The 26,629-nt window shown below is 69.4% G+C and carries 21 protein-coding genes; 6 read left to right on the top strand and 15 right to left on the bottom strand.

Annotated features, from left to right (window positions below; translation table 11 throughout):
- Positions 1-6: 6 nt before the first annotated feature.
- Positions 7-2,478 carry a helicase-related protein gene (locus M9980_RS14095; RefSeq protein ID WP_250752033.1) on the bottom strand — a complete coding sequence of 824 codons (2,472 nt, stop codon included), beginning with the start codon at positions 2,476-2,478 and terminating at the stop codon, positions 7-9.
- Between the two features lie 241 nt (positions 2,479-2,719).
- Between M9980_RS14095 and M9980_RS14090 the strand changes: the two genes are divergently transcribed.
- On the top strand, positions 2,720-4,189 hold the full coding sequence (locus M9980_RS14090; RefSeq protein WP_250752031.1) for a M23 family metallopeptidase: 1,470 nt from the start codon (positions 2,720-2,722) through the stop codon (positions 4,187-4,189).
- A gap of 136 nt (positions 4,190-4,325) precedes the next feature.
- On the opposite strand, the gene M9980_RS14085 is transcribed toward M9980_RS14090, so the two are convergent.
- The 8 genes from M9980_RS14085 to M9980_RS14050 form a co-directional block, all read right to left on the bottom strand.
- The gene (locus M9980_RS14085) at positions 4,326-5,390 is read right to left on the bottom strand and encodes a serine hydrolase domain-containing protein (protein WP_250752029.1); all 1,065 of its coding nucleotides are present in this window, start codon (positions 5,388-5,390) and stop codon (positions 4,326-4,328) included.
- 224 nt (positions 5,391-5,614) lie between these two features.
- Positions 5,615-7,297: an ATP-binding protein gene (locus M9980_RS14080; protein WP_250752026.1), complete on the bottom strand. Its 1,683-nt coding sequence runs from the start codon at positions 7,295-7,297 to the stop codon at positions 5,615-5,617.
- A gap of 76 nt (positions 7,298-7,373) precedes the next feature.
- A complete protein-coding gene (locus M9980_RS14075) occupies positions 7,374-8,132 on the bottom strand; it encodes a TIGR02186 family protein (protein WP_250752024.1) in 759 nt (252 codons plus the stop codon).
- A complete protein-coding gene (locus tag M9980_RS14070; RefSeq protein WP_250752022.1) occupies positions 8,129-9,043 on the bottom strand; it encodes a sulfite exporter TauE/SafE family protein in 915 nt (304 codons plus the stop codon). The genes M9980_RS14075 and M9980_RS14070 overlap by 4 nt, the downstream gene beginning before the upstream one ends.
- Positions 9,044-9,081: 38 nt before the next feature.
- Positions 9,082-10,107 (bottom strand): hypothetical protein, encoded by a 1,026-nt coding sequence (locus tag M9980_RS14065; protein WP_250752021.1) that lies wholly within the window; start codon positions 10,105-10,107, stop codon positions 9,082-9,084.
- Entirely contained in the window at positions 10,104-11,465 is a 1,362-nt protein-coding gene (locus tag M9980_RS14060; protein WP_250752019.1) for a glycosyl transferase family protein, read from the bottom strand. Before M9980_RS14060 ends, M9980_RS14065 begins: the two co-directional genes overlap by 4 nt.
- Positions 11,466-11,766: 301 nt before the next feature.
- Positions 11,767-12,282 (bottom strand): RcnB family protein, encoded by a 516-nt coding sequence (locus tag M9980_RS14055; protein ID WP_250752016.1) that lies wholly within the window; start codon positions 12,280-12,282, stop codon positions 11,767-11,769.
- A 104-nt stretch (positions 12,283-12,386) separates the two neighbouring features.
- A complete protein-coding gene (locus tag M9980_RS14050; RefSeq protein ID WP_250752014.1) occupies positions 12,387-12,845 on the bottom strand; it encodes an outer membrane protein assembly factor BamE in 459 nt (152 codons plus the stop codon).
- A gap of 156 nt (positions 12,846-13,001) precedes the next feature.
- Here M9980_RS14050 and M9980_RS14045 point away from each other — a divergent pair, with 156 nt between their 5' ends.
- From M9980_RS14045 to M9980_RS14035, 3 genes are read left to right on the top strand one after another with little or no spacing between them, the layout of a single operon-like run.
- On the top strand, positions 13,002-13,499 hold the full coding sequence (locus tag M9980_RS14045; RefSeq protein ID WP_250754989.1) for a ubiquinol-cytochrome C chaperone family protein: 498 nt from the start codon (positions 13,002-13,004) through the stop codon (positions 13,497-13,499).
- On the top strand, positions 13,496-14,029 hold the full coding sequence (locus M9980_RS14040) for a YceD family protein (RefSeq protein WP_250752012.1): 534 nt from the start codon (positions 13,496-13,498) through the stop codon (positions 14,027-14,029). The genes M9980_RS14045 and M9980_RS14040 overlap by 4 nt, the downstream gene beginning before the upstream one ends.
- Entirely contained in the window at positions 14,026-14,628 is a 603-nt protein-coding gene (locus M9980_RS14035; RefSeq protein WP_250752010.1) for a hypothetical protein, read from the top strand. The genes M9980_RS14040 and M9980_RS14035 overlap by 4 nt, the downstream gene beginning before the upstream one ends.
- Positions 14,629-15,181: 553 nt before the next feature.
- Here M9980_RS14035 and M9980_RS14030 read toward each other — a convergent pair.
- On the bottom strand, positions 15,182-15,841 hold the full coding sequence (locus tag M9980_RS14030; RefSeq protein ID WP_250752008.1) for a TetR/AcrR family transcriptional regulator: 660 nt from the start codon (positions 15,839-15,841) through the stop codon (positions 15,182-15,184).
- A gap of 118 nt (positions 15,842-15,959) precedes the next feature.
- Between M9980_RS14030 and M9980_RS14025 the strand changes: the two genes are divergently transcribed.
- Positions 15,960-18,296: a TonB-dependent receptor gene (locus tag M9980_RS14025; RefSeq protein WP_250752006.1), complete on the top strand. Its 2,337-nt coding sequence runs from the start codon at positions 15,960-15,962 to the stop codon at positions 18,294-18,296.
- A gap of 103 nt (positions 18,297-18,399) precedes the next feature.
- Complete coding sequence (locus M9980_RS14020) at positions 18,400-19,665, top strand: spinster family MFS transporter (RefSeq protein WP_250752005.1); 1,266 nt, start codon at positions 18,400-18,402, stop codon at positions 19,663-19,665.
- A gap of 90 nt (positions 19,666-19,755) precedes the next feature.
- Here M9980_RS14020 and M9980_RS14015 read toward each other — a convergent pair whose 3' ends face one another.
- The 5 genes from M9980_RS14015 to pheS all read right to left on the bottom strand — a co-directional run bounded on the left by M9980_RS14015 (position 19,756) and on the right by pheS (position 26,464).
- Positions 19,756-21,234 carry a peptide chain release factor 3 gene (locus M9980_RS14015; RefSeq protein ID WP_250752003.1) on the bottom strand — a complete coding sequence of 493 codons (1,479 nt, stop codon included), beginning with the start codon at positions 21,232-21,234 and terminating at the stop codon, positions 19,756-19,758.
- A 134-nt stretch (positions 21,235-21,368) separates the two neighbouring features.
- Positions 21,369-22,235: an aldose 1-epimerase family protein gene (locus M9980_RS14010; protein WP_250752001.1), complete on the bottom strand. Its 867-nt coding sequence runs from the start codon at positions 22,233-22,235 to the stop codon at positions 21,369-21,371.
- A complete protein-coding gene (locus M9980_RS14005; protein WP_250751998.1) occupies positions 22,232-22,966 on the bottom strand; it encodes an SDR family NAD(P)-dependent oxidoreductase in 735 nt (244 codons plus the stop codon). Before M9980_RS14005 ends, M9980_RS14010 begins: the two co-directional genes overlap by 4 nt.
- 4 nt (positions 22,967-22,970) lie before the next feature.
- Positions 22,971-25,325, bottom strand: coding sequence for a phenylalanine--tRNA ligase subunit beta (gene pheT / locus M9980_RS14000; protein ID WP_250751995.1), 2,355 nt, complete (start codon positions 25,323-25,325; stop codon positions 22,971-22,973).
- Positions 25,322-26,464, bottom strand: coding sequence for a phenylalanine--tRNA ligase subunit alpha (gene pheS, locus M9980_RS13995; protein WP_250754987.1), 1,143 nt, complete (start codon positions 26,462-26,464; stop codon positions 25,322-25,324). The genes pheT and pheS overlap by 4 nt, the downstream gene beginning before the upstream one ends.
- Between the last annotated feature and the right edge of the window lie 165 nt (positions 26,465-26,629).

The following is a 26,629-nucleotide window of genomic DNA, read 5'->3' as shown; positions in this document are numbered from 1 at the left end:
GCGCCTTCAACCATGGCCGAAGTCGATCCCGGCAAGCGCGGCAAAGGCATTGTCGCGGGCCGGCGCGACGATCCTGGGCGACACCAGCTTCGGGCGGCCGCGCCAGATCCAGCGGGGGACGTCGCCCTTTGCCGGTACGAAGCCGAGCCGCGCCATCAGCTTCGCCAGCGTCTCCGCGCGGACGCCGATCGAGGTGGCGAGCGCGGGGTCGGGGGCGAAGGGGTTGCGGCCCTGGCGCGCGTCGTGCGCGGCGCGGGCGATGCGTTCGACCAGGTCGACGCGGACCTGCTGGCCGGCGATGCGGCGGAAGCCGGCAGTCGGCGCGCCACCGTCGAGGATCGTCGCGCCCTCCGGCGGCAACGTCGTCGCGACGCCGCGCGCAGCGAGCAACGCCGCCCGCCACCGCGCAGCCGCGGGCTTCAGCAGGCGCGGGTCGAACAGGTCGAGCGTGCCGACGGTGATGCCGTGCTGGCGCAGGGTGCGGCGCGCGGGCGCATCGATCGCCTCGACATCGGGGATGTGCGCGCGGTCGGCGAGACCACCCGCTGCCCCTAGCGCGGTGGCGGTGGCGCGTAGAGGCGGCGGCGCGGTGCGGTCGCGGGCGAGCTGGTCGAGCTGGACGAGCGCGGGCGTGAAGCGGCGGGTCTGCGCGTCGAACCACGCCGCCAGCCGCGCGGCAACGGCGTCGCGCGCGGCCTTGTCGAGCACGTCGAGCGCGCGGTCGAGGCGGATGGCCGGGCGGGTCAGTTGCGGCCCGGCCCCGAGCGTCGCGATGCCCGCCCCGTTCCAGCGGATCGTGCCGGCGTCGAGAACGAGGGACGCATCGTCCGCCCCGGCCAGCGCCTTGCCGCGCTTGGCGAGTTCGCCCGCCAGCCGCTTTTCGGCAGCGGCGAGCAGCCGCCGCTTGTCGGTGGCGCGGGCGTCCGGGGCGACGGTGAAGCGGAAACCATCGAGGCGACCGATGGCATGATCCTCGACGCTCACTTCGCCCTGCGCGTCGATCACGACCGGCAAATGGCGTTCGTCGGCGCCGATCGTGCGGAGCAGCGCGGTGGTCCGTTTGTCGACGAAGCGCTGGGTCAGGCGGTCGTGGAGCGCGTCGCTCAATTTCTCCTCGAGCGCGCGAGTCCGCGCCCGCGCCTCGATACCGTCGCCGATCCAGCCGGCGCGGTGGGCGATATAGGCCCAGGTGCGCGTGCCCGCGATGCGCCCGGCGATCGTCTCGACGTCGCCGGTCACGCTGTCGAGCCGTGCGATTTCGCCCGCGAACCACGCGAAGGGGATGTGGCCATCGCCCTCGGTCAGATGCTGGAAGACGCGCGCGACGAAGCGGCTGTGGGGCTCGACCCCCAGCTTGCGGAAGTCGGGGATGCCACACGCCGCCCAAAGCCGCGCGACTCCGCCGCCGCGGGCGCGGTCGAGCACCCACGGTTCGGATGCCAGCCGCTTGAGCACGGCGAGGTCGACCGCCTCGGGTGCTGCGCGCAGGACGATGTCGCGCGGTTTCGCCTCAAGGCTCTCGATCAGCGCGGCGACGCTCGACAGGTCGGGTTCGCCGTCGCGCCAGTAGAGGAAGTCGAGGTCCGGGAAACGGTGTTCCTCGATCGCGAAGACTTCCTCGGGGGTGAACGCGCCCGGCCCTTCCTCGACCAGCGCGCCGAACGTGCCGTCGCGCTGGTGGCGCCCGGCGCGGCCCGCGATCTGGGCCATTTCGGCGACCGTCAGCCGGCGCGTTCGGCGCCCGTCGAACTTGGTGAGGCTGGCGAAGGCGACGTGCGCCACGTCCATGTTCAGCCCCATGCCGATCGCATCGGTGGCGACCAGGTAATCGACCTCGCCCGCCTGGAACATCGCGACCTGGGCGTTGCGGGTGCGAGGGGACAGCGCCCCCATCACCACCGCTGCGCCGCCGCGCAGGCGGCGGATCGCCTCGGCCACGGCGTACACTTCCTCCGCGCTGAACGCGACGATCGCGGAGCGTTTGGGCAGGCGCGACAGCTTCTTCGCGCCGGCGTAGCTGAGCGTCGAGAACCGCGGGCGCTCGACGATCTCGGCATCGGGGACGAGCGTGCGGACCAGCGGACGCAGCGCCGCCGAGCCGAGGATCATCGTCTCGTCCCGCCCGCGCGCGCGCAGCAGGCGGTCGGTGAAGACATGCCCGCGCTCCGGGTCGGCGCCAAGTTGCGCTTCGTCGAGCGCGACGAAGCCGACCTCCCGATCCAGCGGCATGCTTTCTGCGGTGCAGAGGAAGTAGCGCGCGTCCGGCGGTACGATGCGTTCCTCGCCGGTGATGAGCGCGACCTGTTTCTCGCCCTTCAGCTTGACGACGCGGTCATAGACTTCGCGCGCCAGCAGGCGCAGCGGGAAGCCGATCATGCCGCTCGAATGGCCGCACATCCGCTCGACCGCGAGATGCGTCTTGCCGGTGTTGGTCGGCCCCAGCACCGCGGTGACGGGCGAACGCGAGAAACGGGTCACGGTCGGAAGATCGACGCGCGCAGCCCCGGATGCAAGCCCACATCGATGTTCTGGGCGGATAAAAATCGCCGAATTGCGGATGGTTGCGCCGCCCGGCGTCGCCCGGCCACGACTCGTCGCAATGTCGGCGCGCGGCATGGCTGCTTAATTTGACTTTAGGATGTCTGGTCCACAACGGATGCTGCCTGGGCCCGGGGTTTCGGGGCGGGCCTGCTATTCGGGGGGACGCGCTCGGGTGTTCGTGCGCAACGATTCAGTGCTGGAAGGTGCAGGCGGCGCGGTGGCGCTGTCGTTCGGGCGCGCATTCGCGGCGCCGGCACCGACCCCGCTTGCCGATCGCCTGCAGGAGCGGCTGGGCGGGATCGACCTGGTCCCCGACCTCGGCGCCGACATCGGCAGCCGGACGTGGTGGCGCGGGGCCGCGACCTGCGCCGCGCTGATCGCGGCGACGTGGATGCTCTCCCCCGGCTTCGATCGCCCGACCTATGGTGTTGCCGCGCCGACATTGGCCGGGGCCGATTGGGACGAGGCGCGCGCGCAATCGATCGCGCCATTGGCGCTCGGCGCCAACAGCGGCCATCGGCTTGCGCCGACCGCCGCGGTAGTGCCGCTGACCGACACGCCCGAGCGCCCGACGCTGGAACTGGCCGCGACGCTGACCGACGGCAACCGCATCGCCGACGTGCTGGCGCGCGCCGGGGTGGGTTCGCACGATGCCGGCGCCGTCGCCGACCTGGTCGCGCAGAAGATCGCGCTCGACGAACTCAATCCCGGCACGCAGCTCGAGCTGGTGCTCGGTCGCCGCCCCGCCAAGGACGCGCCCCGCCCGCTCGAGAAATTGTCGTTCCGCGCACGCTTCGACCTCAGCATGGATATCGCGCGGCAGGCCGGAGTGCTGGCGCTGAACGCGATTCCCATCGCGATCGACCACACTCCGCTGCGTATTCAGGGTCGCGTCGGCCCCAGCCTCTATCGCTCGGCGCGTGCGGCGGGTGTGCCGGCCAAGGCGGTCGAGGCGTTCCTGCGCTCGGTCGCCAGCCGCACGCCGGTCAGCCGGATCGGCAGCGACCAGCAGTTCGACGTGATCGTCGAGCGCGCCCGCGCCGCGACCGGCGAAGTGCAACTCGGCAAATTGCTCTACGCCGGCCTGTCCGGCGACGGCAGCAAGCTACAGCTCGTGCGCTTCGAACAGGGCGGCAAGGACAGCTGGTTCGACGCCAAGGGTATCGGCGAACGCACCGCGGGCGCGGCGATGATGCCGGTCGCGGGGAGGCTGACGTCGGGCTTCGGCATGCGGACGCACCCGGTGCTCGGCTATGCGCGGATGCACAAGGGTCTCGACATCGCCGCCCCCTCGGGCGCGCCGATCGTCGCGCCGATGGACGGCACGGTGACGATGGCGGGCTGGGCGGGCGGATACGGTCGCTTCGTGAAGCTGGCGCACGCGAACAGCCTGGCGACCGGCTTCGGCCACATGAGCCGGATCGCGGTGTCGAACGGCCAGCGCGTGAGCAAAGGTCAGGTGATCGGATATGTCGGCTCGACCGGCCTGTCGACCGGCCCGCACGTCCATTATGAATTGTGGAAGGCCGGCACGCCGATCAATCCGGGCAAGGTGACGTTCGAAAGCGTCCAGCGCCTGTCGGGCGGCGCGCTCGATGCGTTCAAGAGCCGTTTTGCGAAACTGATGGCGGTGCCCGCGGCGGATTAAGCGGGCGGCGCGCACTTTGCGCAAGCAAAGTGCCGACTCGCCACGTCGGACGGGCTCCCATGAAAGTATTACTTTCATGGGTACCGGGGCAGCGGGCGCGCAGCAGCCCGTCTGACGGCGTGGCGGAAACGCTTCGTCAAGCCCGCGCGATCGTCTCCACCCACGCCCCGATCGCCGACTGGTCCATGTCGGTCGTGTTGAACACGACGATGGTTTCGCTTCGCGCCAGGCGATGGGCGATGTGGGTGCGATACCCACCGACCTTGCCCGTCTCCCACGCCCAGGGTGCACCGTCGATCAGATGCACTCGCCCGCCCAGCGCATACTCCTGCGCCGGCCACGCCACCTGCGTCAGCGCCGTGCGCGAGGGGGCACGCAGCAGGCCAGTGTGGAAAATGCCGTGCGCGGCGCGGACCGCATCGCGCACGCCGCCCGCCACATTTCCGGTCGCGGCGACGAAGGCCGGGGCCGGCGACATCTTGCGCACCGGCGGCACCGCGCTGCCATACGCCACGGCCAGACGCGGCATCGGCGGCTGGCCATCCTGCGCGAAGCCGGCGCCCGTCATGCCGAGCGCGCGGAGCACCAGCCGCTCCACGTTGGCCGCGAGCGGTGTGCCGGTCAGGCGCTCGACGATCGCCGCCACGATCACCCAGTTGAGCGCGGCATAGTCCCAGCCTTGGCCCGGTGCGAATGTCGGATCGCCGGCCCCGAACCGTGCAACCATCGCTGCCGCCGTGGCGCTCGACGTGCGCAGGCCGGGTTCCGACGCAAGCTCGCGGGAGAGCAGGTCCGGGACGCCCGAGGTATTCGACAGCAGGTGCCGCAGCAGCACGCGGTCGCCGGTGTCGTGTCGAAAATCAGGCAGGTAGGTCTTGATCGGGGCGTCGATCGAGAGAACCCCGCGCTCCGCGAGGCGCAGGACCGCGACGCTGGTCAGCCATTTCGACGCCGATCCCCAACGGAACTGGGTGGTCGGGGTAATCGGCACGGCGCTTTCGATATCGGCCATACCGACGCAGCGGACATGCTCCACCCTGCCCGCGCGGGCATGGGCGATAAGGCCGTTGAAGTTTGCCGGCAGCGCGATTCCGTCGATCGCGCGGCTGCGGGAAGTGCCGGCAGATGCGGGGCGTCCCCACGCGCGAGAGGTTGCACCGAGCAGGACGCTGCCTGCCAATATCGTCCGCCTGTCGATCACCGCTCTTCTCCCCGTCATCCCCGAAAGGGCGCGTAGGCGAGTGGCGGGGCCACGGCCAGTGCGTGTGAGCGCTCGGGGGGGAAAATGTGTCCCGTTCGGTGTTTACCCGCGGTTTCAGCTGAATGGAGGAACCGCCACGCCGTCAGACGGGACAGCTGCGCCGCCCCGCTGCCCGACGTGACGAGTCGGCGATTTGCTGGCGCAAATCGCTCGCCGCCCGCGCCTTACCGCCCCTGCGCTCTCCAGCGCTTGATGGTCCGCGCCAGGATCATGTCCTCGCCGCCGGTTTCGCGCCACAGTTCGGAGAAGATCGGATCACCCGAGGCCGGGCGCTTGGCTTCGTCGAGGGCGTCGAACAGCACGCGGATCGGGGTCGAGACGCCTTCTCCGCAAACGATGCATTCGCGGTTCCGGAGCGCGGGGATCGAATCGAGGAAGCCGCGCGCGCCTTCGGGCATCGCTGCGCGGACGTAGGCCTGGTCGCGGTCGTTGTTGAGGCGCATCGAGATAATCGTGCCGCACTGCGACAGCACGCCCTCCGCCAGATCCGACGGACGCTGGGTGATGAGGCCCAGCGAAATGCCGTATTTGCGGCCTTCCTTGGCGATGCGGCTGAGGATGCGTCCGACCGACGACCCATCGGCATTGCGTTCGTTGGGAACGTAGCGGTGGGCTTCTTCGCACACGAGCAGGATCGGGCGCTGCGGCTCGTTGCGCGCCCAGATCGCGAAGTCGAACACCATGCGGCTCAAGACCGCGACGACGACGCTGGTGATCTCGCTCGGCACGCCCGAAACGTCGATGATCGAAATCGGCTTGCCGTCGGCGGGCAGGCGGAAGATGCGGCCGATGAAGCTCGCCATGGTGTCGGCGACGAGCATGCCCGAGAACATGAACGAGTAGCGCGGATCGCCCTTCACTTCCTCGATCTTGGTCTTCAACCGCGAATAGGGCGCGGTGTCGCCGGCGCGGTCGAGCTTGCCCATTTCGAGCTGGATCAGATTGACCAGGTCGCTCAGCAGATAGGGGATCGGCGAATCGACGGTCAGCTTGCCGATCTCTGCGGCCAGGCGGTTCTTGGCTTTGGCGGCGAGCAGGCATTTGGCGAGGATGTCGCCGTCGGTCTGGCGTTCGGAGCCCGAGGTCGTGACGAACACCTCGCAATGCTCCTCGAAATTCATCAGCCAGTACGGCATCTGCAGGTTCGAGGTGTCGTACACCTCGCCGGTCGTCTTGAACGCCGCGCCATATTCGCCGTGGGGATCGATCATGACGATGTGGCCCTGCGGCGCGAGCTCGCAGATGCGGTGGAGAATGAGCGCGGCGGCAGTCGACTTGCCGGTGCCGGTCGATCCCAGTAGCGCGAAATGCTTGCCGAGCATCGCATCGACGTAGAGCGCTCCGCGAATGTCCTTGGTCGGATAGACGTTGCCGATCTCGACGTTGGGGCGATCGTCGGCGGCGTACATCTGCTTCAGGTCGCTGGTCGAGATCGGATAGACCGGCGTGCCGGGAGCCGGATAGCGGGTGACGCCGCGACGGAAGCGGTAGAGCTTGCCGGTCAGCCGCTCCTCGTCGCCCTCGCCCAGGAAATCGACCTGCGCGACGACGGCGCCCGCGCGGCTTTCATGCATGCGCAGCGCGCGCACGTTCGCGACCAGCCAGGTCGCGCCGACGCGCATCTTGATCTGGCTGCCGACCTGGCCCGAATTGGCGATCGCGCTGTCGGCGTCACTCGCCAACGCATCCATCGCATCGAGGTCGAGCAGCACCTGGCTCGACGAGCCCGAAATGTCGAAGACCGCGCCGATTTCGGCGACCGACAGCGCCGGCTGCGCTGCCGCACCCGCCCCCGCTCCGCTCGGCTCGGCGGCCTCGAAGCCGTGCCTGTGCATCAATTCCGCCATGCCGGCTCCCCCAATTCAGGGAAGACGATGCACGGGAAACCCTTAATTTTACGTTTGTTACGATGGCCGCGCCAATTCAAAAGCGCCGCGAGACGACACCTGCCCCCCATCCGAACGCCACCGACAAGGCGACTGCGGCGAGGCCGTAGAGGAACGGCGCGTGATCGGCCGACGCCGCGACGAAGCGTTCGAAGCCCGACTTGCGAATCTCGATCTCGCGCGTCGCCGCCGCCAGCACGCGCCCGTCCTGGATCAGGAACGTCTCCGCGGTGAAGCGCCCGACCGGCACGCGCGCGGGAATGGCGACATGCGCGCGGTACAGCACGCCGTCGGTGATCTCGACCGCCTTCGGATCCTCGAAATACAGGCCGCTGCGCTTCTTGAGGTCGACGAGACCCGCATCGAAGCGAGATTGCTCCGCCGCGACTGCGCCCGATGCGGGGGACAACTGGAGGCTGGACAGGCCGAGTTCGTAGATCGCCCGGGTCCGCTCGTCGACCAGCGCGGCGATCGGGCGCGACGAGGCGATGGCGTAGAAGCTGGGCGCCGAGCGATAGCGGGTGCGGTCGGCGTTGACCCAGATGCCGGCGACCTTCTCCTTCTCTCGCACCAGGATCGACTGGGCCGGCCCCTTCACCACCACGACGATATCGGTCGGCTGGTCGGGATCGGGGACGACGCCGCGCGGATAGAGGATCGCGCCGAACAGCAGCAGGTCGGCGCCGGTGAAGGAATAGGCGATCTCGATATCGCGCTGCGACACGTCGGGGACCAGCACGGGCTTGGCCGCGCCGAGCAGCAGCGGCGCGAGGAGGAGGGCGAGGAGCGCCTTCACGACAGTTCGATCGTGTAGATTTCGTCGGGACGCCACGCCAGGCCGAGCAGCATCCGCACGGCCACCAGCAGCACCATCACCGCGAGCGCGAGGCGCAGATATTCGGGCTTCATCCGGCTGGCGAGCCGCGCGCCGACCTGCGCGCCCGCGACCGAGCCGAGCAGCAGGAGTGCGGCCAGCACGATATCGACCGCCTTGGTGGTCAGCGCGTGGGTCATCGTCGCGGCGGCGGTGACGAACAGGATCTGGAACAGCGAGGTGCCGACAACGACCGTCGTCGTCATGCCGAGCAGATAGATCATCGCCGGCACCAGGACGAACCCGCCGCCGACACCCAGCAGCACGGTCAGCATGCCGGTCAGGAACCCGAGGATCAGCGGCGCAAGCGGCGAGATGTAGAGCCCAGAGCGATAGAAGCGGTAGCGCAAGGGGAGCGCGGCGACGAGCGGGTGGTGGCGGCGCTTGCTGGCCTTTGGCGCACGACCGGCGCGGAGCGCACCGATGGTGGCCAGTGCCTCCTTCAGCATCAGCCCGCCGATCGATCCGAGCAGCACGACGTACAGCACGGCGATGACGGTATCGATCTGCCCGCTCGCCTGGAGCAGGCGGAAGACGCCGGCGCCCGCGATCGAGCCGAGCACGCCGCCGGCGACGAGCACGACGCCCATCTGCACATCGACGCCGTCGCGGCGGAAATGCGCGAACACGCCCGACACGCTGGCGCCGGTCACCTGGCTGGCGGCGGACGCGGCGGCGACCGTGGGGGGGATGCCGTAGAAGATCAGCAGCGGCGTCGTCAGGAACCCGCCGCCCACGCCGAACATGCCCGACAACAGCCCCACCCCGCCGCCGAGCAGGATGATGACGAGGGCGTTCACCGACAGGTTGGCGATCGGCAGGTACAGGTCCACGCCGGCGACCGTAGCGGCTTTGGCGGGTCAGGCGAAGGTCAGAAATCGGTACCGATCGAGAGCGCGGGGCCGGAACCGGGGCGCGCGTCGCCCGCGACCCGTTCCCGCCAATCGAGCGCCAGCCGCAGCGTGCGTCCCGCGACCGGCAGCCGGGCGCCGAGCGTTGGCCCCACGTCCAGCCGCGCGGCCCCGCGTTGCGCCCCGCCCCACGCACCGCCGCCGGCGTCGATATCCACGCCCGCGATCGTGACGAGCGGGTGGGTACCGCGCACGGCGCCGTCGGCATAGGGGTCGCTGCGGGTGCGGAAGACGACGCCGGCCTGTCCGTACCCTTCGAGCCGGAAGCCCGAGGGCAGTTTTACCTCGCTGACGCCGCCGCTGATGCCGACCGCCGGGCCGCCGCGCCCGGCATCGAGCGCGATGCGCTGTTCCACCACGACGCGAACCGGCAGGCCGGCAGGGCGCCACGCGACGCCGACCGCGGCTTCGCGACCGATGCCCGAGAAGGGGGTGGCGAGCCGGCCGGTGAGCGCGAGGCCGTGCCCGAGCGCATAATCGGCGCGGATGCCCGCCTGCGACCCGCCCAGTTGCGATCCGCCGCTGCCCGCGCCGAGGCCCGAGCCGCCCCGAGCGATCACCCACGCGCTGCCCGACAGCCGCGATCCTGCGGCGCGCGCTGGCGGCGGCGGTGCGAACGGGACCGGCGGTATGCCGCGGTCGGGGGCGGGCGGCGTCGAGGCCTCCTGCGACGTGGCGCCGTAGCGGACGGGGCCGTAGCTGACGAGCGACAGCAGCGCGAGTTCGACGCGGACGGCATCGGTCGGAACGCCTGCCGGGCGGACTTCGGGCGCCGACGGCAGCGCACGCGCTCCGGGTGTAGCGGGCAGGGGTACCGCGACCAGCGCCGCCGGCGACCCCGACGATGGCGCGGCGGTCGCGATCGGTATCGCCTCGCGCAGCGCCTGGGGGAGCGATCCCGTCTCGTGCCAGATCAGCAGGACGCGCAGCCCGATCCAGCCGCCGGCAACCCCGCCCAGGAAGCGCAGCGGGCGACCGCCGGTCACGCCGCCTCCTCCGCGAGATCGGGAAATTCGTGCGCGGTCTTGTCCCACGCCGGCGCCGCGCCGCGCAGCATGGCGAGATAGCGCACCAGCGCCCGCCGCGCCGCCATCATCGCGACGATGTTGCCGACCAGCATCCGCGGCAGCGCGCGGAAGCCCTCCGCCACGCCGTAGCGGCGCGATACGAACAGGCCGCGCATCGCCAGCCGCCAGAGGAGGAACAGGCCGTTGACCGCGAGCAGAGCGGCCAGCGCCGGACCGACCGCCGGCGCCGGCGCGCCGCCCAGCAGGGTCGCGGCATGGCCGATCGCCCACAGCAACAGCGCGGCATAGGCGGCGACCAGCACCAGCACCGCGATCGGCGCGCGGCGGTCGCGCATCCGCATCCAATATTCGCCGATATGACGCGCCGGCCCCCAGCCGGTCCGGTCCCAGCCGGCGAGCGCGATCCCGATCAGCCAGCGCGCCTTTTGCCGCACGGCGGTGTCGAGCGTCGCGGGGAAATAGGCGCGGACGCCCACTGGCCCGCCGCCATCGGCGCGATCGACCAGCGCCAGCCGCGTCCGCCCGCCGAGCGCGGCGATCGTCAGCCCCAGCTCGTAATCCTCGGTCAGGCTGGACGCATCGAACGGCATGCCGCCGCGCGACGCCGCAATCCGGTCGAGCATCGGGCGCGCGATCGCGCAGCCGACGCCGGCCAGCGGCAGCCCCGCGCCGACGCATTCGCGCACCGCCAGCAGCTTGGCATGCGCCTCCGCGAATTCGTCGAGATAGGTGCCCCCCACCAGATGCGCGCCCGGTCGCGGCAGCGGCAGCACCGGCAGCTGCACCGCGTGCGCCGTCGCCAGCGCATGGTCGAAAACGGCGAGCTCGCCCGCATCGACCACGTCCTCGGCATCGTGCAGGATGATCGCCTCGAAAGGTGCGACCTCGACCCGCTCCTCGGCGATCATCGCGCGCCACAGGCTGTTGAGGCAATCGGCCTTGGTCGTCGGGCCCGAGCGATGGCCGACGACCAGCCGGATGCGCGGATCGTCGAGCGCGACCTCCGCCACCGCCTCGATCGTCGCGCCGTCATTGGGATAGACACCGACAAAGATCGCGAGCGAGGGGTGCGGCAATTGTGTCGCCAGGGTGCGCAGCATCGCGCCGATCACCGCCGCCTCGTCCCACGCGGGAATGAAGATCGCGAACCGGCGGCGCGGTGCAGGCAGCTCGTCGGTGGTCAGGCGGCGCTCGCCCGTCCAGCGGCGGCGCAGGCGGTGCACGAGGTACACGGCGTCGACCAGCAGATCATCGACCCCGCCGATCGCCATGCCGACGGCTGCGAACAGCGTCAGCTCACGCGCTGCCGCCCACACCCCCGCGGTAAATAGCCCACAGTCCAGATCGATGCCCCCGATTCGGACTGACTTTATCCATTGTCGAGGTGTCGCCCGCAAGTAGCCGTTAGCACGCAATCTTTTCGGATCGGTGCCCGCACGCAGGCTTTCGCGAGGGGCGCCACCGTACCCACGCCTGCAAAAAAGACCGGGGCGCAGCGCACGCGAACCAAAGTTCGTGTCGTGCGTTGCGCCCACGGTCCTTTACCCTTTCGGGACCGGTGCTTCGGCACACGGCCGCGTCGGCGCTTATCTGCGACGCGGCCGATAGCCTGAGGGGTTACCAGTAGAAGTTGCGGATGACGCTGACGACCGTGCCGCGGCGCGTATCGACCAGGATCACGTCGTTATAGTGGCGCACCCACCGCTGGTAGCCGCGCGCCGGCGGCAGGCGATAGCGCCACGGATCGGCGATGTAATAGCGCGTGCCGTAATAGCTCGGTGCGATGCGCCCGCCGACGCGGAACGAGGTATAGCGGAACGGCGCGCGCCACGTGCCACGGGCGTACAGGTTGCGGTTGCGATCGCGCCATCCGCGCCAGTCGTCGCGGCCCCAGCTGCGATTCCGGTCGGCGCGATCCTCGCGATATTCCTGCCGTGCCTCACGCAGGTCGCCGCGCGCGTCGCGGACGTCGCGGCGGTCGCCGGTGCGATAGGCGCGGTTCAGATCGCGCTGTTCCTGGCGAATGTCCTGGCGGTCGCGGCGCAGTTCGGCGCGCGACTGTGCGACGGCGGGCGCTGCCATCGTCGGCAGCGCGACGGCGGCCATCAGCCCCATGACGATCAGTTTACGCATGATACATCTCCTTGCCTTGTCCGGCGTTCTAAACGCCGATGGGCATGAGATGCTCCCTGTCGCCTGAACCGGTCGCGAATGCGCCGGTCATCGTGGCGACAGCTTTACGGCCCGTTGCCGCCGCCGGTCGGGGCGCCGGCGGCGCCGACCGTGCCGATGTTGCCGAACAGGTCGGAGAAGAAGCCGCGCTCGCGACCCAGCGTCGGCGTCTTCTTGCTTTCCGGATTGATCGACGCGACCTGCTCCACGCCCATGCGATCGACCGAGGCGACGTTGCCGGCAGCGTCGAAGCGGACGCGCAGCGTGATCTGGCTGACGGGCTTCGGGTTGTTGTACGCATAGTTGCGCGTGTCGCGCGCGACATAATACCAGTCGGCGTCGCTGAACTGGCCAGCGACGGTCGGGCGGCCCAGCGTCTGCTGGACGGTGGCGCGGGTATCGACGCCCGGCTGCACCGAGTTCACCAGATCGACATCGACGATATAGCCTTGGTGCCCGCGCAGCGGGGTGCAGGCGGCGGCGGACACCGCAGCGAAGATCAGGACGGGCACTACAGGACGCATTCGACTCTCCGGACACCGGGGCAGGCTTATTCGGGCACCGGGCGGCGACCGAGATTGCAACCGCGCCCGATCGCCTCAATATGCGGGCAAAGCCCCCGCGACAAGGCGCGCGCGGCGAAACGGGATATGGACGGAAACGTGGCCGGGACGAAGTGGATGGAGCGCCTGTTCGGGCGCAAGGACGAGGCACAGGCGCTGTACGAGGCGATCGTCGCGCGCGCACGCGCAGCCCATTGGTACACCGACGGCGGCGTCGCCGACACGATCGACGGGCGGTTCGACATGATCGCGGCGATCCTGTCTATCACGCTGCTGCGGATCGAGCGGGATCCGGCGGGCGATTCGCTGGGCGTGGCGCTCGCCGAACGCTTCGTCGACGACATGGACCCGCAGCTGCGCGAGATCGGGATCGGCGACGTCGTCGTCGGCAAGCATGTCGGCCAGATGATGAGCATGCTGGGCGGACGGCTGGGCGCGTATCGCGACGGGCTGGCGGCGGGGTCGATCGACACCGCGCTGGTCCGCAACCTCTACCGCGACCAGCCGCCCGCCCCGCCCGCGCTCGCGCATGTCCGGGGCGCGCTGACCGCGCTGTCGGCGGCGTTGCAGGCGACGTCGATCGAGGCGCTGGCCGCGGGGCAGCTGCCGGCATGACCGAGGCGTATGAGTTTTCCCGCCCACGCCGCCTCGACACGCTGGGCGAAGGCGAGGCGGTGACGTCGGTCGAGGCCGACGCCGGCGAGCGCGTGGCGCTGGCACGCCGCTTCGGCCTGATCGCTTTGGAGGCGCTCACCGCCGACTATAGCCTGCGCCGCGACGCCGCCGGCATCACCGCGACCGGCACGCTCGGCGCGCGGGTGGTGCAGGCCTGCATCGCGACCGGCGATCCGGTGCCCGACACCATCGCCGAGGATTTCCGTATTCGTTTCCTCCCCGAGTCGGCGGAAGGAAACGACGACGAGGTCGAGCTCGATTCGGGCGACCTCGACACGATGTTCTACGCCGGCAGCGCGATCGACCTGGGCGAGGCGGCGGCGGAGACGCTCGCGCTGGCGCTCGATCCCTATCCGCGCTCGCCCCGCGCCGCCGACGCGCTGCGCGACGCCGGGGTGATGACCGAGGAGGAGGCGAAGCCCGCGGGCGCGCTGGCCGGATTGAAGGATCTGCTCAAGGGCCAGCCATGATCCTGGGCGTCGTCATCGTCATGCTGGCGCTGTGCGTCGTCATCGGGTTGTCGACGCAGCCGCGGAAAGCCTTCGTGGCACTGCCCGCGGCGGTGCTGGCGATGGTGGTGCTGATCGAGGAAGCGGGCGTCGCACCGCGGCTGGCGGTCATCGCCGGGCTGCTGATCTCGCTGGCGCTGTCGGTGTCGTGGCGCAGCGCCGGCGTGGCGAAAGCACCGCAGCCCTCGCCCGCCGACCGGGCATGGGACCGGCTGGCCGGCTCGGCGGGGTTCCTGGCGCGCGGACGGGTCGCCGCGGTACGACGGCGGCGCGAATTGCTGGTGTCGCGCGGGGACGACATCGACCCCTTCTCCAGCTTCGGCGAGCTGCGCCTGAAACTGGAACGCCGCGTGCCCGAGCTGATCGAGAACTACCTCGACGAAGCCGCGACCGCGCCGAAGCTCCGGCGGCACCTGCTGATGTCCGAACTGCTCGGCGAGATCGAGGGGCTGGTGGCCCGCGCCGAGGCGGTCGACCCGACCGCGATTGCGCGGGCAGACCGGCGAACGGCCCTGCGCGCGCATCTGGGGCGCGGTGCGGATCGCGGGGGTGGGGAGTAGGGGTAGGCACGGGCCTGTAAGCCCTCACCCATTTCCGTTCGCCTCGAGCAGGCGTCGAGCTTGTCGAGACGCCGTATCGAGAGGGCCCTCTCGTGGCACTGACCTCTCGATACGTCGTCTCGACAAGCTCCACGACTACTCGAGGCGACCGGTGTTTGTGGTTGGCGATGCATCAATTTGGCGCCCGCCCTAGTGTGCGGCAAAGCTTCGGGTCGCACCGAGCGAAATCCGGTGCGTTTAGCGAAGGGCGGCGCATGGGCCATGCGCGTCGATTGCGATCGGCATGAACACTGGTCTGGACCGTCCTCCCGTTCGCCTCGAGTACGCGTCGAGCTTGTCGAGACGACGTATCGAGAGGTGGTTGCCCCTCAACAAGACGTCTCGATACGCGCTCTCGACAGGCTCGATCGCTACTCGACGCGAACGGTTGGGGCGGCAAACCATTCTCCATCCGCACTTAGCGAAGTCGAAGTGCCTGTCGCGGGGTGGGGTGCGTGGGCCATGTGCTTCGACTTCGCCCAGCACGAACGGGAATTTTGGCCCCTTCCCCGGCCTACCCCTTAGCGCCGATCCCTCGCGCCAGCATGTCCGCGATCGTATCGGCCACCGCGCCCTCGGGCACATCCTCGTCCCAGACACCGTAGCGCAGGCCCAGGAACACGTTCATCCCCATCACCGCCCAGGCATGGATTTCGCCCACGTCGGTGCGCAGTTCGCCGCGGGCGGCGGCGGCTTCGAGGCGGGACTGGATGCGGGTTGCGGTGGTCGCATAGTGGCGGCGGAAGCTGTCGGGGTCGACGAATTCGGATTCGTCGATGATGCGGTAGATTTCCTTGTGCTGACGCACGAACGCGATGAAGTCGGCAAGGCCGGCGCGTTCGGCGGCGATGCCGTCCTTGGCCGCGCGGATGCCGGGGGCGACGTGGTCGCGGACCTGGCCCGACATGTGCGCGACGAGCGCGCGGAACACCGCGTCCTTCGAATCGAAATAGGTGTAGAAGCTGCCCAGAGCCACGCCCGCACGGCGGGTGATGCCGCTGATCGAGGCCTCGTGGAAACCGCGCTCGCCGAACTCGGCGGCGGCGGCATCCAAGATGGCCTGTTGTGTGCGGCGCCCGCGGTCGGTGCGCGGCGCTTTCGCATCGTCGGGCACCGCGATCGGCGCGCCGCCCGTTGCCGCCGCTGTTGCAGCCGGGACACGTTCGCCCGCCATCGATAGCCTCCCCCAATTCCCAAGTTGAAACCTGGTTCAACTTTCATTAAAGACTTAGCCGTTCACGCACAACCCTGCTTCCCAGAAAGCCGGGGTGCCACTGGGGAGGGGATTGTCCATGATCGGTTTCGTCACGTCCACACGTTCGCTGTTGCAGGCCGGCGCCTGCCTTGCCGCGCTGTCCGCCACGCCGGCGTTCGCGCAGGAAGTCGCCAACCCGCAGGAAACCGCGGCCGAGGCCGGCGACCCCAACGAGATCGTCGTCACCGCGCGCCGTCGTGAGGAAACGCTGCGCGACGTGCCGATCGCGGTGACCGCCTTCACCGGCGCGCAGCTCGCGACGCAGGGCGCGATCGACATCACCGACATCGCCGCCACCACGCCGAACGTCACGCTGGAAGTGTCGCGCGGCACCAATTCGACGCTCAGCGCCTTCATCCGCGGCGTCGGCCAGCAGGATCCGGTCGGCGGGTTCGAAGCGGGTGTCGGCCTGTACCTCGATGACGTGTACCTCAACCGCCCGCAGGCCGCGGTCCTCGACATCTACGACGTCGAGCGGGTCGAGGTGCTGCGCGGGCCGCAGGGTACGCTGTACGGACGCAACACCATCGGCGGCGCGATCAAGTACGTCACGCGCCGGCTGGGCAACGAGCCGACCGTCACCGCGCGGGCGAGCTATGGCAGCTACAACCAGATCGACGGCGTGATCTCGGGCAGCGTGCCGCTGGGCGATTCGGGCTTCAAGATCGGCGGCGCGGTCGCCAAGCTGACGCGCGACGGCTTCGGCAAGAACCTGACGACGGGCGAAGAGAACTACGACAAGGACGTCTTCGGCGCCCGCGCGACGCTGCAGTACGAGCCCTCGACCACCGCCTTCTTCCGCCTGTCGGGCGACTATACGCTCGACAAGTCGGCACCGCGCGGCGGCCACCGCCTGATCCCCGGCATCGCCAGCGGCGCGCCGGTGCTGGCCGACGTCTATGACAGCCAGGGCGGCCTCGTGACCCCGAAGCAGCGGGTCGAGGCGTATGGCGGATCGCTGTTCGCCGAGCTGCAGCCGACCAACTGGCTGACCTTCCGATCGATCACCGGCTATCGCAAGGACGATACCGCCACGCCGATCGACTTCGACGCGCTGCCCGCGGTGCAGGTCGACGTGCCGAGCTTCTACAATAACGAACAGTTCAGCCAGGAAGCGCAGCTGCTGGTCAACACCGGCGGCTTCTCGGGCCTGCTCGGCATCTATTATCTCGATGCCAAGGCACGCACCGTGTTCGACGTGCGCCTGCCCGGCGGCGTCACCGCGACGACGTTCGGCGACGTCTTCACCGACACCGTCGCGATCTTCGGCGATGCGACCTACGACTTCTCGCCCCAGTTGAGCGTGTCGGTCGGCGGGCGCTACACCTGGGACAACCGCCAGGCACAGGTGCTGCGCCAGACGTATCTGAACGGCGGCTCGCCCTTCTTCGGCGGTACCGGCACGCTGTTCGCCACCACGTCGGACTTCCGCGGCGATGCGTCGTTCACCAAGTTCACGCCGCGCGCGTCGATCAGCTTCAAGCCGACGCCCGACCACAATCTCTACGCAAGCTATTCGAAGGGCTTCAAGGGCGGCGGGTTCGATCCGCGCGGTCAGTCGACCGCGTGCCGCACGCCGGCCGGCGCCACCTGCAACCGCCAGGAGGTGTATGATTTCCTGTCGTTCGATCCCGAGAATGTCGACACCTATGAAGTCGGCTACAAGGCGTCGCTGTTCGATCGCCGCCTGAACTTCGCGCTCGCCGGCTTCCGTTCGGACTATACCGACGTGCAGGTGCCGGGATCGATCGGCACGACGATCAACGGGCAGCAGACCTTCATCGGCGTCACCACCAACGCCGGCCGCGCCCGCATCAACGGGTTCGAGGCGGAGGCGACCGCGGTGCTGCTGAAGGGGCTGGCGTCGGAAACCGACCGCGTCACCCTGTCGGGCACGGCGGGCCACCTCGATGCCAAGTACACGCGCTTCATCGATGCGCGCGGGCTGGACGTGTCGGGCCGCCGCCGCTTCCAGAACACGCCAGACTGGACCGCCAGCGGCACGCTCGCCTACGCCGGCGAGGTCGGCGGCGGCACGCTCAACGTCTCGGGCACCGTCTCCTACCGCAGCGACAGCCAGCAGTTCGAGTTGCGCACGCCGATGCTCGACCAGCCGGCCTACACGCTGCTCGACGCCAACATCACCTACGACATCAACGACAACATCTCGATCGGCGTGCATGGCCGCAACCTGACCGACAAGCGCTATATCGTCGCGGGCTACAACTTCCTGGCGCAGAACCCGGACACGGGCGAGTTTCTGCGCAACGCGACGACGAATGCCTATGTCCCGACGCTGGGGACCGAGGGCGTACTGACGGCCTATTACGGCAACCCGCGGCAGGTGTTCGCGACGCTGACCGTCAAATACTGAGGTTCGCTATCCGCCGCGCGGGCGGAGAATGGGGGGGAAGGCCGGGTGCTGCCGCTGGCGGCGCCCGGCCTTTGCCGTATAGGTGGGTGAAAGGGAGAGGCTGATGCACGCTACGGGCGAGACGGAACGGGGGCGCCCCGGCGCGAATGTCGTGCTGGCGATGCTGTTGCTGGTCTATACCTTCAACTTCCTCGACCGGCAGATCCTCGGCATCCTGGCGCAGCCGATCAAGGCCGATCTGGGGCTGACCGACGCGCAGTTCGGCGCGGTCGGGGGGCTTGCGTTTGCACTGCTCTACTCCGTGCTGGGCGTTCCCCTCGCCATGCTCGCCGACCGCACCAGCCGCAGCGCGGTGATCGCGGGATCGCTGGCGGTGTGGAGCGGCTTCACCGCGCTGTGCGGGGTCGCGACCGGTTACTGGCAGCTGTTCCTGTTCCGGCTGGGCGTGGGCGTCGGCGAGGCCGGGGGGGTTGCGCCCTCCTATGCGCTGATCGCCGATTATTTCCCGCCCGAAAAGCGCGCACGGGCGCTGGCGATCTATTCGCTGGGCGTGCCGGTGGGCCTCGCCGGCGGCACGTTGCTCGGCGCGTACATCGCCGCGCTGGTTGACTGGCGCACCGCCTTCATCGTGATGGGCGTGGCGGGCATCATCCTCGCGCCGATCTTCAAATCCGTGGTGCGCGACGTGCCCAAGGCGCCCGCAGCCACGGCCGCCGCGCCGGTCGGGCAGACGTTCGGCATTCTGGCGCGCAAGCCCGCCTTCTGGCTGATGGCGGTCGCTGCGGGGTGCAGTTCGCTGTGCGGCTACGGCCTGGCGCTGTGGACGCCGTCGGTGCTGATGCGCAGCTTCGGCTTCGACCTGATCACCACGGGCCAGTTCATGGGATCGATCCTGCTGGTCGGCGGCACCGCGGGCGTGTTCGCGGGCGGCTGGTTCGCCGACCGTCTCGGGAAGACCGACCGCGGCTGGTACGCGAAGCTGCCGACGATCGCCTGGGCGATCACCGTGCCGACGTTCGCGTTCGGGCTGCTCAGCCCCTCGCCCGCGCTCGCCTGGCCGCTGCTGCTGATCCCCAATGCGATGAACATCCTGTGGCTGGGACCGGTGACGACCGCGGTCCAGCATCTGGTGCCGCGCCACATGCGCGCGACCGCGTCGGGCAGCTTCCTGCTCATCAACAACCTGATCGGCCTCGGCGTCGGCCCGCTGTTGATGGGCACGCTCTCGGACATGCTGAAATCGACCTACGGCATCGAATCGCTGCGCTACGCGGCGGTCGGGTGCCTCGCCTTCTATGCGCTGGCGGCGGTGTTGATGACGTTCGCGATCCGGCCGCTCAGGCGGGATTGGGTGGAGGATGTCGCCTGATCCGCCACGCCGTCAGACGGGACGGCTATGCCGCCCCGCTGGCCGCCGTGGCGAGTCGGCGGTTTGCTGGCGCAAACCGCACGCCGCCCGCTAACGCTCCCGTGTCGCCGCGAATTTCACCTTCGGATAGCGATCCGCAACGTAGCCGACTTCCCATGCCGACTTCGCCAGGAACACCGGGTTGCCGTCGCGGTCCTTGGCCATCGCGCCCTTGTTCAGGTCGATGAACGCCTTCAGGTCGGCGGGATCGTCGGCGGTGATCCAGCGGGCGGTGTCGTAGGGCGATGGCTCGAGCCCGGCAGCAACCTTGTACTCGGCATCGAGGCGCGAGAGCAGCACGTCGAGCTGGAGCTGCCCGACCACGCCGATGATCCAGTTCGACCCGATTTCCGGGTAGAACACCTGCGTCACCCCCTCCTCGGCCATGTCGTCGAGGGCTTTGCGCAACTGCTTCGTCTTGGTGAAATCCTTCAGCACCACGCGGCGCAGGATTTCGGGCGCGAAATTGGGGAGGCCGGTGAAGCGCACCGCCGATTTCTCCGCCAGCGTATCCCCCACCCTCAACGTCCCGTGGTTCGGGATGCCGATGATGTCGCCCGGAAACGCCTCATCCGCCAGTTCGCGTTCGCGCGCGAAGAAGAGGATCGGAGAGTGGATCGCGATCGGCTTGCCGTGGCCGGTCGGGGTCAGCTTCATGCCGCGCTTGAACGTGCCGGAGACGAGCCGCATGAACGCGATGCGATCGCGGTGGTTGGGGTCCATGTTGGCCTGGACCTTGAACACGAAGCCGGTGACTTCGGGATTGTCCGGCGCGATCGGCTCGGGATCGGCGGGCAGCGCGTGCGGCGGGGGCGCGTAGGTCGCGATCGCCTCGATCAGATCCTCGACCCCGTATTCACGCAGTGCCGATCCGAAGAACACCGGCGTCAGATCGCCGTGCTGATACGCCGCGACGTCGAATTCGGGGTAGCCGGCCTGCGCCAGCTCGACCTCGTCGCGGATCGCCTCTGGCAGGGCGTCGGTCGCGTCGCCCATCCGGTGCAGCCCCTCGTACAGCCCGCCCATCCCGATCGGCCACAGCATCGGCGCGACATCGAGCGCGAGCAGGTCGGCGATCTCGTCGAGCAGTTCGAACGGTGAGCGACCCTCGCGATCGACCTTGTTGACGAAGGTGATGATGGGGACGCTGCGCAGGCGGCAGACCTCGAACAGTTTGCGCGTCTGCGCCTCGATACCGCGGGCGGCGTCGATGACCATGATCGCCGAATCGACAGCGGTCAGCGTGCGGTAGGTGTCTTCGGAAAAGTCCTCATGCCCCGGCGTGTCGAGCAGGTTGAAGGTGATGCCGTTGCGTTCGAACGTCATCACGCTGGACGTGACCGAGATGCCGCGCTGCTGCTCGATCTTCATCCAGTCCGATCGCGCGCGCCGTGCCTGGCCGCGCGCCTTCACCTCGCCCGCCAGATGGATCGCGCCGCCCTTCAGCAGCAGCTTTTCGGTGAGCGTGGTCTTGCCGGCGTCGGGGTGAGAGATGATCGCGAAGGTGCGGCGGGGGGAGGCGGATGACACAAAAATTCCGTTCGTGCTGAGTAGCGACTGAGCTTGCCGAAGGCGCGTATCGAAGCACCGCCCCGAGCCCAAGTCCTTCGATACGCCGCTTCGACTTCGCTCAGCGGCTACTCAGCACGAACGGTTTTGGGAAGTCACGTCGTGAGTCCTACCGACATCGCGAATTCCCGCCGCTCGCCGGGAGCGAGGCGCATCACTCCGGGCTTGTCCCAGATTTCGCCGGCGAAACCGGTGGGATCGGCATGGCCCCACCACGGCTCGACACAGACGAAGGCCGCGCCGGGTTTCGTCCAGACGCCGAGCGACGGGGCGTCCCAGTCGATGCGCAAGCCGGGCGCGCCGTCCGCGCTGTACGTCAGCCCGCGCGAGGCGACCCCGGTCCAGATCAGCGCATCGTCGGCAAACAGCGTGTCGGTGAGCAGCAGGACGGTGCCGTCGAGCGGGCTCGGCTTTTCGCCTGCGATCAGGCCGTCCGCGTCGAGCACCGCAATCGGCCCCTCGGGCGCATCGAACACCATGCGGTGGTCGGCGCGCGGCGCGCCATAGGGCAGCGGCCAGGCGAAGGCGGGATGGTAGCCGAAGCTCGCCGGCAGATCGCGGTCGCCCGGGTTGGCGAGCAGTGTCTCGATCGAGAGAGTCGCACCCTCGATCGTGAAGGTCACGTCGAGCGCGAAGGCGAACGGATAGACATCGCGGGTCGCGTCGCTGTCGGTCAGCCGGAAGCGCGCCGATGTCTCTCCCGCCTCCACCATCTCGAACATCGACCGGCGCGCGAAGCCATGCTTGGGCATCGCATAGTCGCGCCCGTCGAGGCGGTAGCGATCCCCCGCCACCGCGCCGACGATCGGGAACAGCAGCGGCGCGTGGCCGGTCCAGTAGGCCGGGTCGGCATTCGTCATCAGCTCGCGCCCGTCCGCGTCGCGCAGGTGCGTCAATTCGGCGCCGAGCGGATTGATGCTCGCGCTGAGGCTGTCCGAGGCGATGGTGACGAGCGCGCTCATCCCGCGCGGTGGACCGCGAAGCCCTGCCACGACTGGTTGACCGGCATCAGTTCGAGCGCGTTGATGTTCAGGTGGGCGGGAAGCGTCGCGACCCACAGCAGGGTGGCGGCGATGTCCTCCGCGGTCATCGGGTCGACGCCCTTGTAGAGCGTGTCGGACGCCGCCTGGCTGCCGGTGCGAACGGTGGTGAATTCGGTCTCGACCATGCCCGGCTCGATCGACGTCACGCGCACGCCGGTGCCGTGCAGGTCGGCGCGCAGGTCGAGGCTGAACTGGCGCACGAACGCCTTGGTGCCCGCGTACACATTGCCGCCGGGGTACGGATAATTCGCGGCGACCGACGACAGGTTGATGATCGCGCCCTTGCGCGCGACGATGCCGGGCAGCAGCGCGTGGGTGATCGCGACGAGCGCGGTCACGTTGGTGTCGATCATCGTCCGCCAGTTGGCCAGCGACGCCTGCTGCGCCGGCTCCAGCCCGAGCGCGAGGCCGGCGTTGTTGATGAGCAGATCGATGTCGGCGAACGGCGCGGGCAGCCCGGCGAGTGCTGCTTCCCGCGCGGCATCGTCGCGAATGTCGAAGGCGAGCGTGTGGACCCGCTCCGACGCCAGCGCGGCGAGCCGATCCGCGCGCCGCCCGGTGGCGACGACGTGCCAGCCGGCCTCCGCAAACGCCGTGACGCAGGCGCGCCCGATCCCGGCAGTCGCGCCGGTCACCAAGACTGTCGGCATGTCGTTATCCCCTGAGTGTCGCGCCCGCCTTCGCGGCGGCGGCGACGACCTTGTCGGCAATCGCCTTCAACTCGGCGTCGGTGAAGCTCTTGGCCCCCGGCTGCAAAGTGACTTCGACCGCGAGGCTGGTCTGGCCGTCCTTGACGAAGCGGTCGAACAGGCGCGCGTCGACGATACTCGCCTTGTCGGCGCCCTTGATCGCGCGGACGAGATCGCCGGCGATCAGCGTGTCGGGAACCAGGAACGCGAAGTCGCGCGTCACTGCCTGCAAGGCCGGCGGCATATAGGCCGGACGCATGAAGCCAGTGCCCCCGCGCTTGGCGGGCAGCGCGTCGAGGTACAGCTCGACCGCGGCGACATCGCCCGACAGGTCGAATGCCTTCAGCGTCGCCGGATGCAGCATGCCGAATGCCGCCAGTACCGTCTTCGGTCCGAGCCTGAGCGTGCCCGACTGGCCGGGGTGCCAGGTGTCGCCCGCCTCCCCCATCACCGCCAGATTGGCGACCGGCGCGCCCGCCGCTTCGAGCAGCGCCAGCGCCTCGGCCTTGGCATCGAACGCATCGAAACCCTTGGCCTTGCCGGTCGCCCAGCCGCGCGGGCGGGCGTCGCCGGCGAGGACGACGCCCAGGGTCGGACGTTCCCCGTCGGCCAGATAGCGGCGGCCGATCTCGAACAGGCGGATCGTGGCGGCGCCGCGCTTCGCGTTACGCTCGGCAGCGGCCAGAAGGCCGGGCTGCAGCGACGGGCGCATGACCTTCATGTCCTCGCTGATTGGGTTGGCCAGCGTCCAAGCACCGCCACCGAACGCGCCGGCTTCCGCTTCCGAAATGAAGCTCCACGTCACCGCTTCCGCTAAGCCGCGGGCAGCAGCGGCGCGGCGCAGCTTGCGCTCCAGCTTCTGCGCCGGCGTCGCGGTCGGGCGGGCGACGCCCGGCACGCGCGGCAGCGGGACCGAGGGGACAGTGTCGATGCCTTCGATGCGGATGACTTCCTCGACCAGATCGGCAGGGCCATCGACGTCGCGGCGCCACGTCGGCACGGTGACGGTCCAGCTGGCGTCGACCGTGAAGCCAAGGCTTTCGAGGATCGCGCGCTGACGCTCCGGATCGACCGCGAGGCCGCCCAATGTCTCGGCCAGCGTCGGGTCGTACGCGACCACCTTCGCCTCGGTCGGCGGCGTGCCGGCGCGGGTCACGCCACTCGCCGTGCCGCCGCAAATGTCGAGCATGAGCCGCGTCGCGATGGCGAGGCCATCGTCGAGGAACGCGGGATCGACGCCGCGTTCGAACCGCTGGCGCGCGTCGCTGGTCAGTTGCAGTTTCTGGCCGGTTCGGGCGATCCCCTCCGGATCGAAATAGGCGCATTCGATGACGACGTCGGTGGTCGTGTCGGCGACGCCCGAATCCTCGCCGCCCATGATGCCGCCGATGTCGTGGACATGCGCGGCATCGGCGATGACGGTCATGGTTTCGTCGAGCGTGTAGGTCTTGCCGTTCAGCGCCAGCACCTGCTCGCCGGCCACCGCCTTGCGCGCGACGAGCCCGCCGGTGAGCTTTGCCGCGTCATAGACGTGCAAGGGGCGCCCGAGGTCGATCATCACGTAATTGGTGATGTCGACCAGCGCGGAGATCGGCTTCTGCCCGATCGCCTTCAGACGCGACGCCAGCCACGCCGGCGCGGCGCCATTGCGGACGCCCGAGACGGACTGCGCGTAGAAGGCGGGGCAGCCGGCGGGATCGTCGGTGCGGACGTCGGGGCCGGGGCCTTCGCCGGTCACCGGCGTCAAGGTCAGCGGTTTGAGTGTCCCCAGCCCCGCCGCCGCCAGATCGCGGGCAATGCCGCGCACGCCCATGCAGTCCTGGCGGTTGGGCGTGATCGCCACGTCGAACACCGCGTCGTTCAGCCCGGCATAATCGGGATAGGCGGTGCCGACCGGCGCATCGGCGGGGAGTTCGATGATGCCGTCGTGGTCGTCGCCCAGCTCCAGCTCGCGCGTCGAACACATCATGCCGTTCGACACGACGCCGCGGATTTCGGCGACCTTCAGCACCATGCCGTTGGCGGGCACCGTAGCGCCCGGCATGCCGAACACGCCGACGAGGCCCGCGCGGGCGTTCGGGGCACCGCACACGACCTGCATCGGGCCGTCGCCGGCATCGACCGACAGCACTTGCAACTTGTCGGCCTGCGGATGACGCTCGGCGGACAGCACCTTCGCCACGCGGAACGCAGCGAGTTTCGCGCCGGGGTTCTCGACGCCCTCGATCTCCAGCCCGATGCGGGTCAGCGCGTCGGCGACCTGATCGACCGTGGCCTCGGTGTCGAGGTGGTCCTTCAGCCAGGACAGCGTGAACTTCATGCCCCCACTCCCCCGCTGAGCGTCGGTACGTCGAGGGCTGCAAAGCCGTAATGCTTCAGCCAGCGCAGGTCGCCGTCGAAGAATGCGCGCAAATCGTCCATCCCGTATTTGAGCATCGCCAGCCGATCGATCCCGCAACCGAACGCGAACCCCTGCCATTCGTCGGGGTCGTAGCCGCCCGCCGCGATGACGCTGCGGTGGACCATTCCGGAGCCCAGGACTTCCATCCACCCTTCCGATCCGCCGATCACGCGCTTGCCGTTGACCACGGAGAAGCCGACGTCGACCTCCGCCGAGGGTTCGGTGAAGGGGAAGTAGCTCGGGCGCAGGCGCAGGACGATGTCGTCGCGCTCGAAGAACGCCTTCAGGAACGTCTCCAGCGTCCATTTGAGGTGGCCGAGCGTGATGCCCTTGTCGATCACCAGCCCCTCGACCTGATGGAACATCGGCGTGTGGGTGGCGTCGCTGTCGCTGCGATAGGTGCGGCCCGGCGCGATGATGCGGACCGGCTGGTTGCCGCCGGCTGCCTTCATGGCGCGGATCTGGACGGGGGAGGTGTGGGTGCGCAGGACCATTCGCTCGCTCGCGTCGGTGGCAAAGCCACCGCCGTCGGACGCCGCTTGAGCGGCGCCGTCCGTGCGAGCGCCAGTGCGCTCCACGTAGAACGTGTCGTGCATGGCGCGTGCGGGATGCGTCTCGGGAATGTTGAGCGCGGTGAAGTTGTGCCAGTCGTCCTCGATCTCCGGCCCCGTCGCGACCGCGAAGCCGAGATCGACGAAGATTTCGGCGAGTTCGTCCATCACCTGGCTGACCGGATGCACCCCGCCGGTTGCGGCCAAATCGACCGGCAGCGTCATGTCCAGCGTCTCGCTCGCCAGCCGCGCGTCGAGGGCGGCGCGCTCGAGCCCGGCCTTGCGCTCGCCAAGCGCCGCAGTCACCGCTTCACGCAGCCCGTGGATGCGCGGGCCGGTCGCCTGCCGCTCATCGGGGGTCATGCCGCCCAGCGTCTTCAGCAGCGCGGTGATCGTGCCCGCTTTGCCGAGCGCGGCGACGCGCACCGTCTCGACCGCGTCGAGGGTGTCGGCATCGGCGATCGCGGAAAGCAGATCGGTGCGGAGATGGTCGATGTCGGTGGTCATCATGTCCTCGGGCGAAGTCGCTGTGGCTGTAGTCAGAGCCGAGCCAAACGAAAAGGGCGCCGGCGGTTACCCGCCAACGCCCGTTCGTTCATCGCATCAGATGAAGGTGTCCGCCACGCCGTCAGTCGGTACGGCTGCGCCGCCCCGCTGCCCGCCGTGGCGAGT

Origin of the sequence: Sphingomonas donggukensis (genome assembly GCF_023674425.1) — a bacterium.
Taxonomy (GTDB): domain Bacteria; phylum Pseudomonadota; class Alphaproteobacteria; order Sphingomonadales; family Sphingomonadaceae; genus Sphingomonas; species Sphingomonas donggukensis.
The sequence above is the reverse complement of the archived record's forward strand: the minus strand, read 5'-3'. Positions and strand labels throughout refer to the sequence as shown.

Coding starts and splice junctions, on each gene's coding strand:
- M9980_RS14020 (WP_250752005.1), top strand. CDS start 18,400: ATGCACGCTACGGGCGAGACGGAACGGGGGCGCCCCGGCGCGAATGTC.
- M9980_RS14050 (WP_250752014.1), bottom strand. CDS start 12,845: ATGCGTCCTGTAGTGCCCGTCCTGATCTTCGCTGCGGTGTCCGCCGCC.
- pheS (WP_250754987.1), bottom strand. CDS start 26,464: ATGACCACCGACATCGACCATCTCCGCACCGATCTGCTTTCCGCGATC.
- M9980_RS14045 (WP_250754989.1), top strand. CDS start 13,002: ATGGAGCGCCTGTTCGGGCGCAAGGACGAGGCACAGGCGCTGTACGAG.
- M9980_RS14055 (WP_250752016.1), bottom strand. CDS start 12,282: ATGCGTAAACTGATCGTCATGGGGCTGATGGCCGCCGTCGCGCTGCCG.
- M9980_RS14035 (WP_250752010.1), top strand. CDS start 14,026: ATGATCCTGGGCGTCGTCATCGTCATGCTGGCGCTGTGCGTCGTCATC.
- pheT (WP_250751995.1), bottom strand. CDS start 25,325: ATGAAGTTCACGCTGTCCTGGCTGAAGGACCACCTCGACACCGAGGCC.
- M9980_RS14040 (WP_250752012.1), top strand. CDS start 13,496: ATGACCGAGGCGTATGAGTTTTCCCGCCCACGCCGCCTCGACACGCTG.
- M9980_RS14025 (WP_250752006.1), top strand. CDS start 15,960: ATGATCGGTTTCGTCACGTCCACACGTTCGCTGTTGCAGGCCGGCGCC.
- M9980_RS14080 (WP_250752026.1), bottom strand. CDS start 7,297: ATGGCGGAATTGATGCACAGGCACGGCTTCGAGGCCGCCGAGCCGAGC.
- M9980_RS14010 (WP_250752001.1), bottom strand. CDS start 22,235: ATGAGCGCGCTCGTCACCATCGCCTCGGACAGCCTCAGCGCGAGCATC.
- M9980_RS14030 (WP_250752008.1), bottom strand. CDS start 15,841: ATGGCGGGCGAACGTGTCCCGGCTGCAACAGCGGCGGCAACGGGCGGC.
- M9980_RS14005 (WP_250751998.1), bottom strand. CDS start 22,966: ATGCCGACAGTCTTGGTGACCGGCGCGACTGCCGGGATCGGGCGCGCC.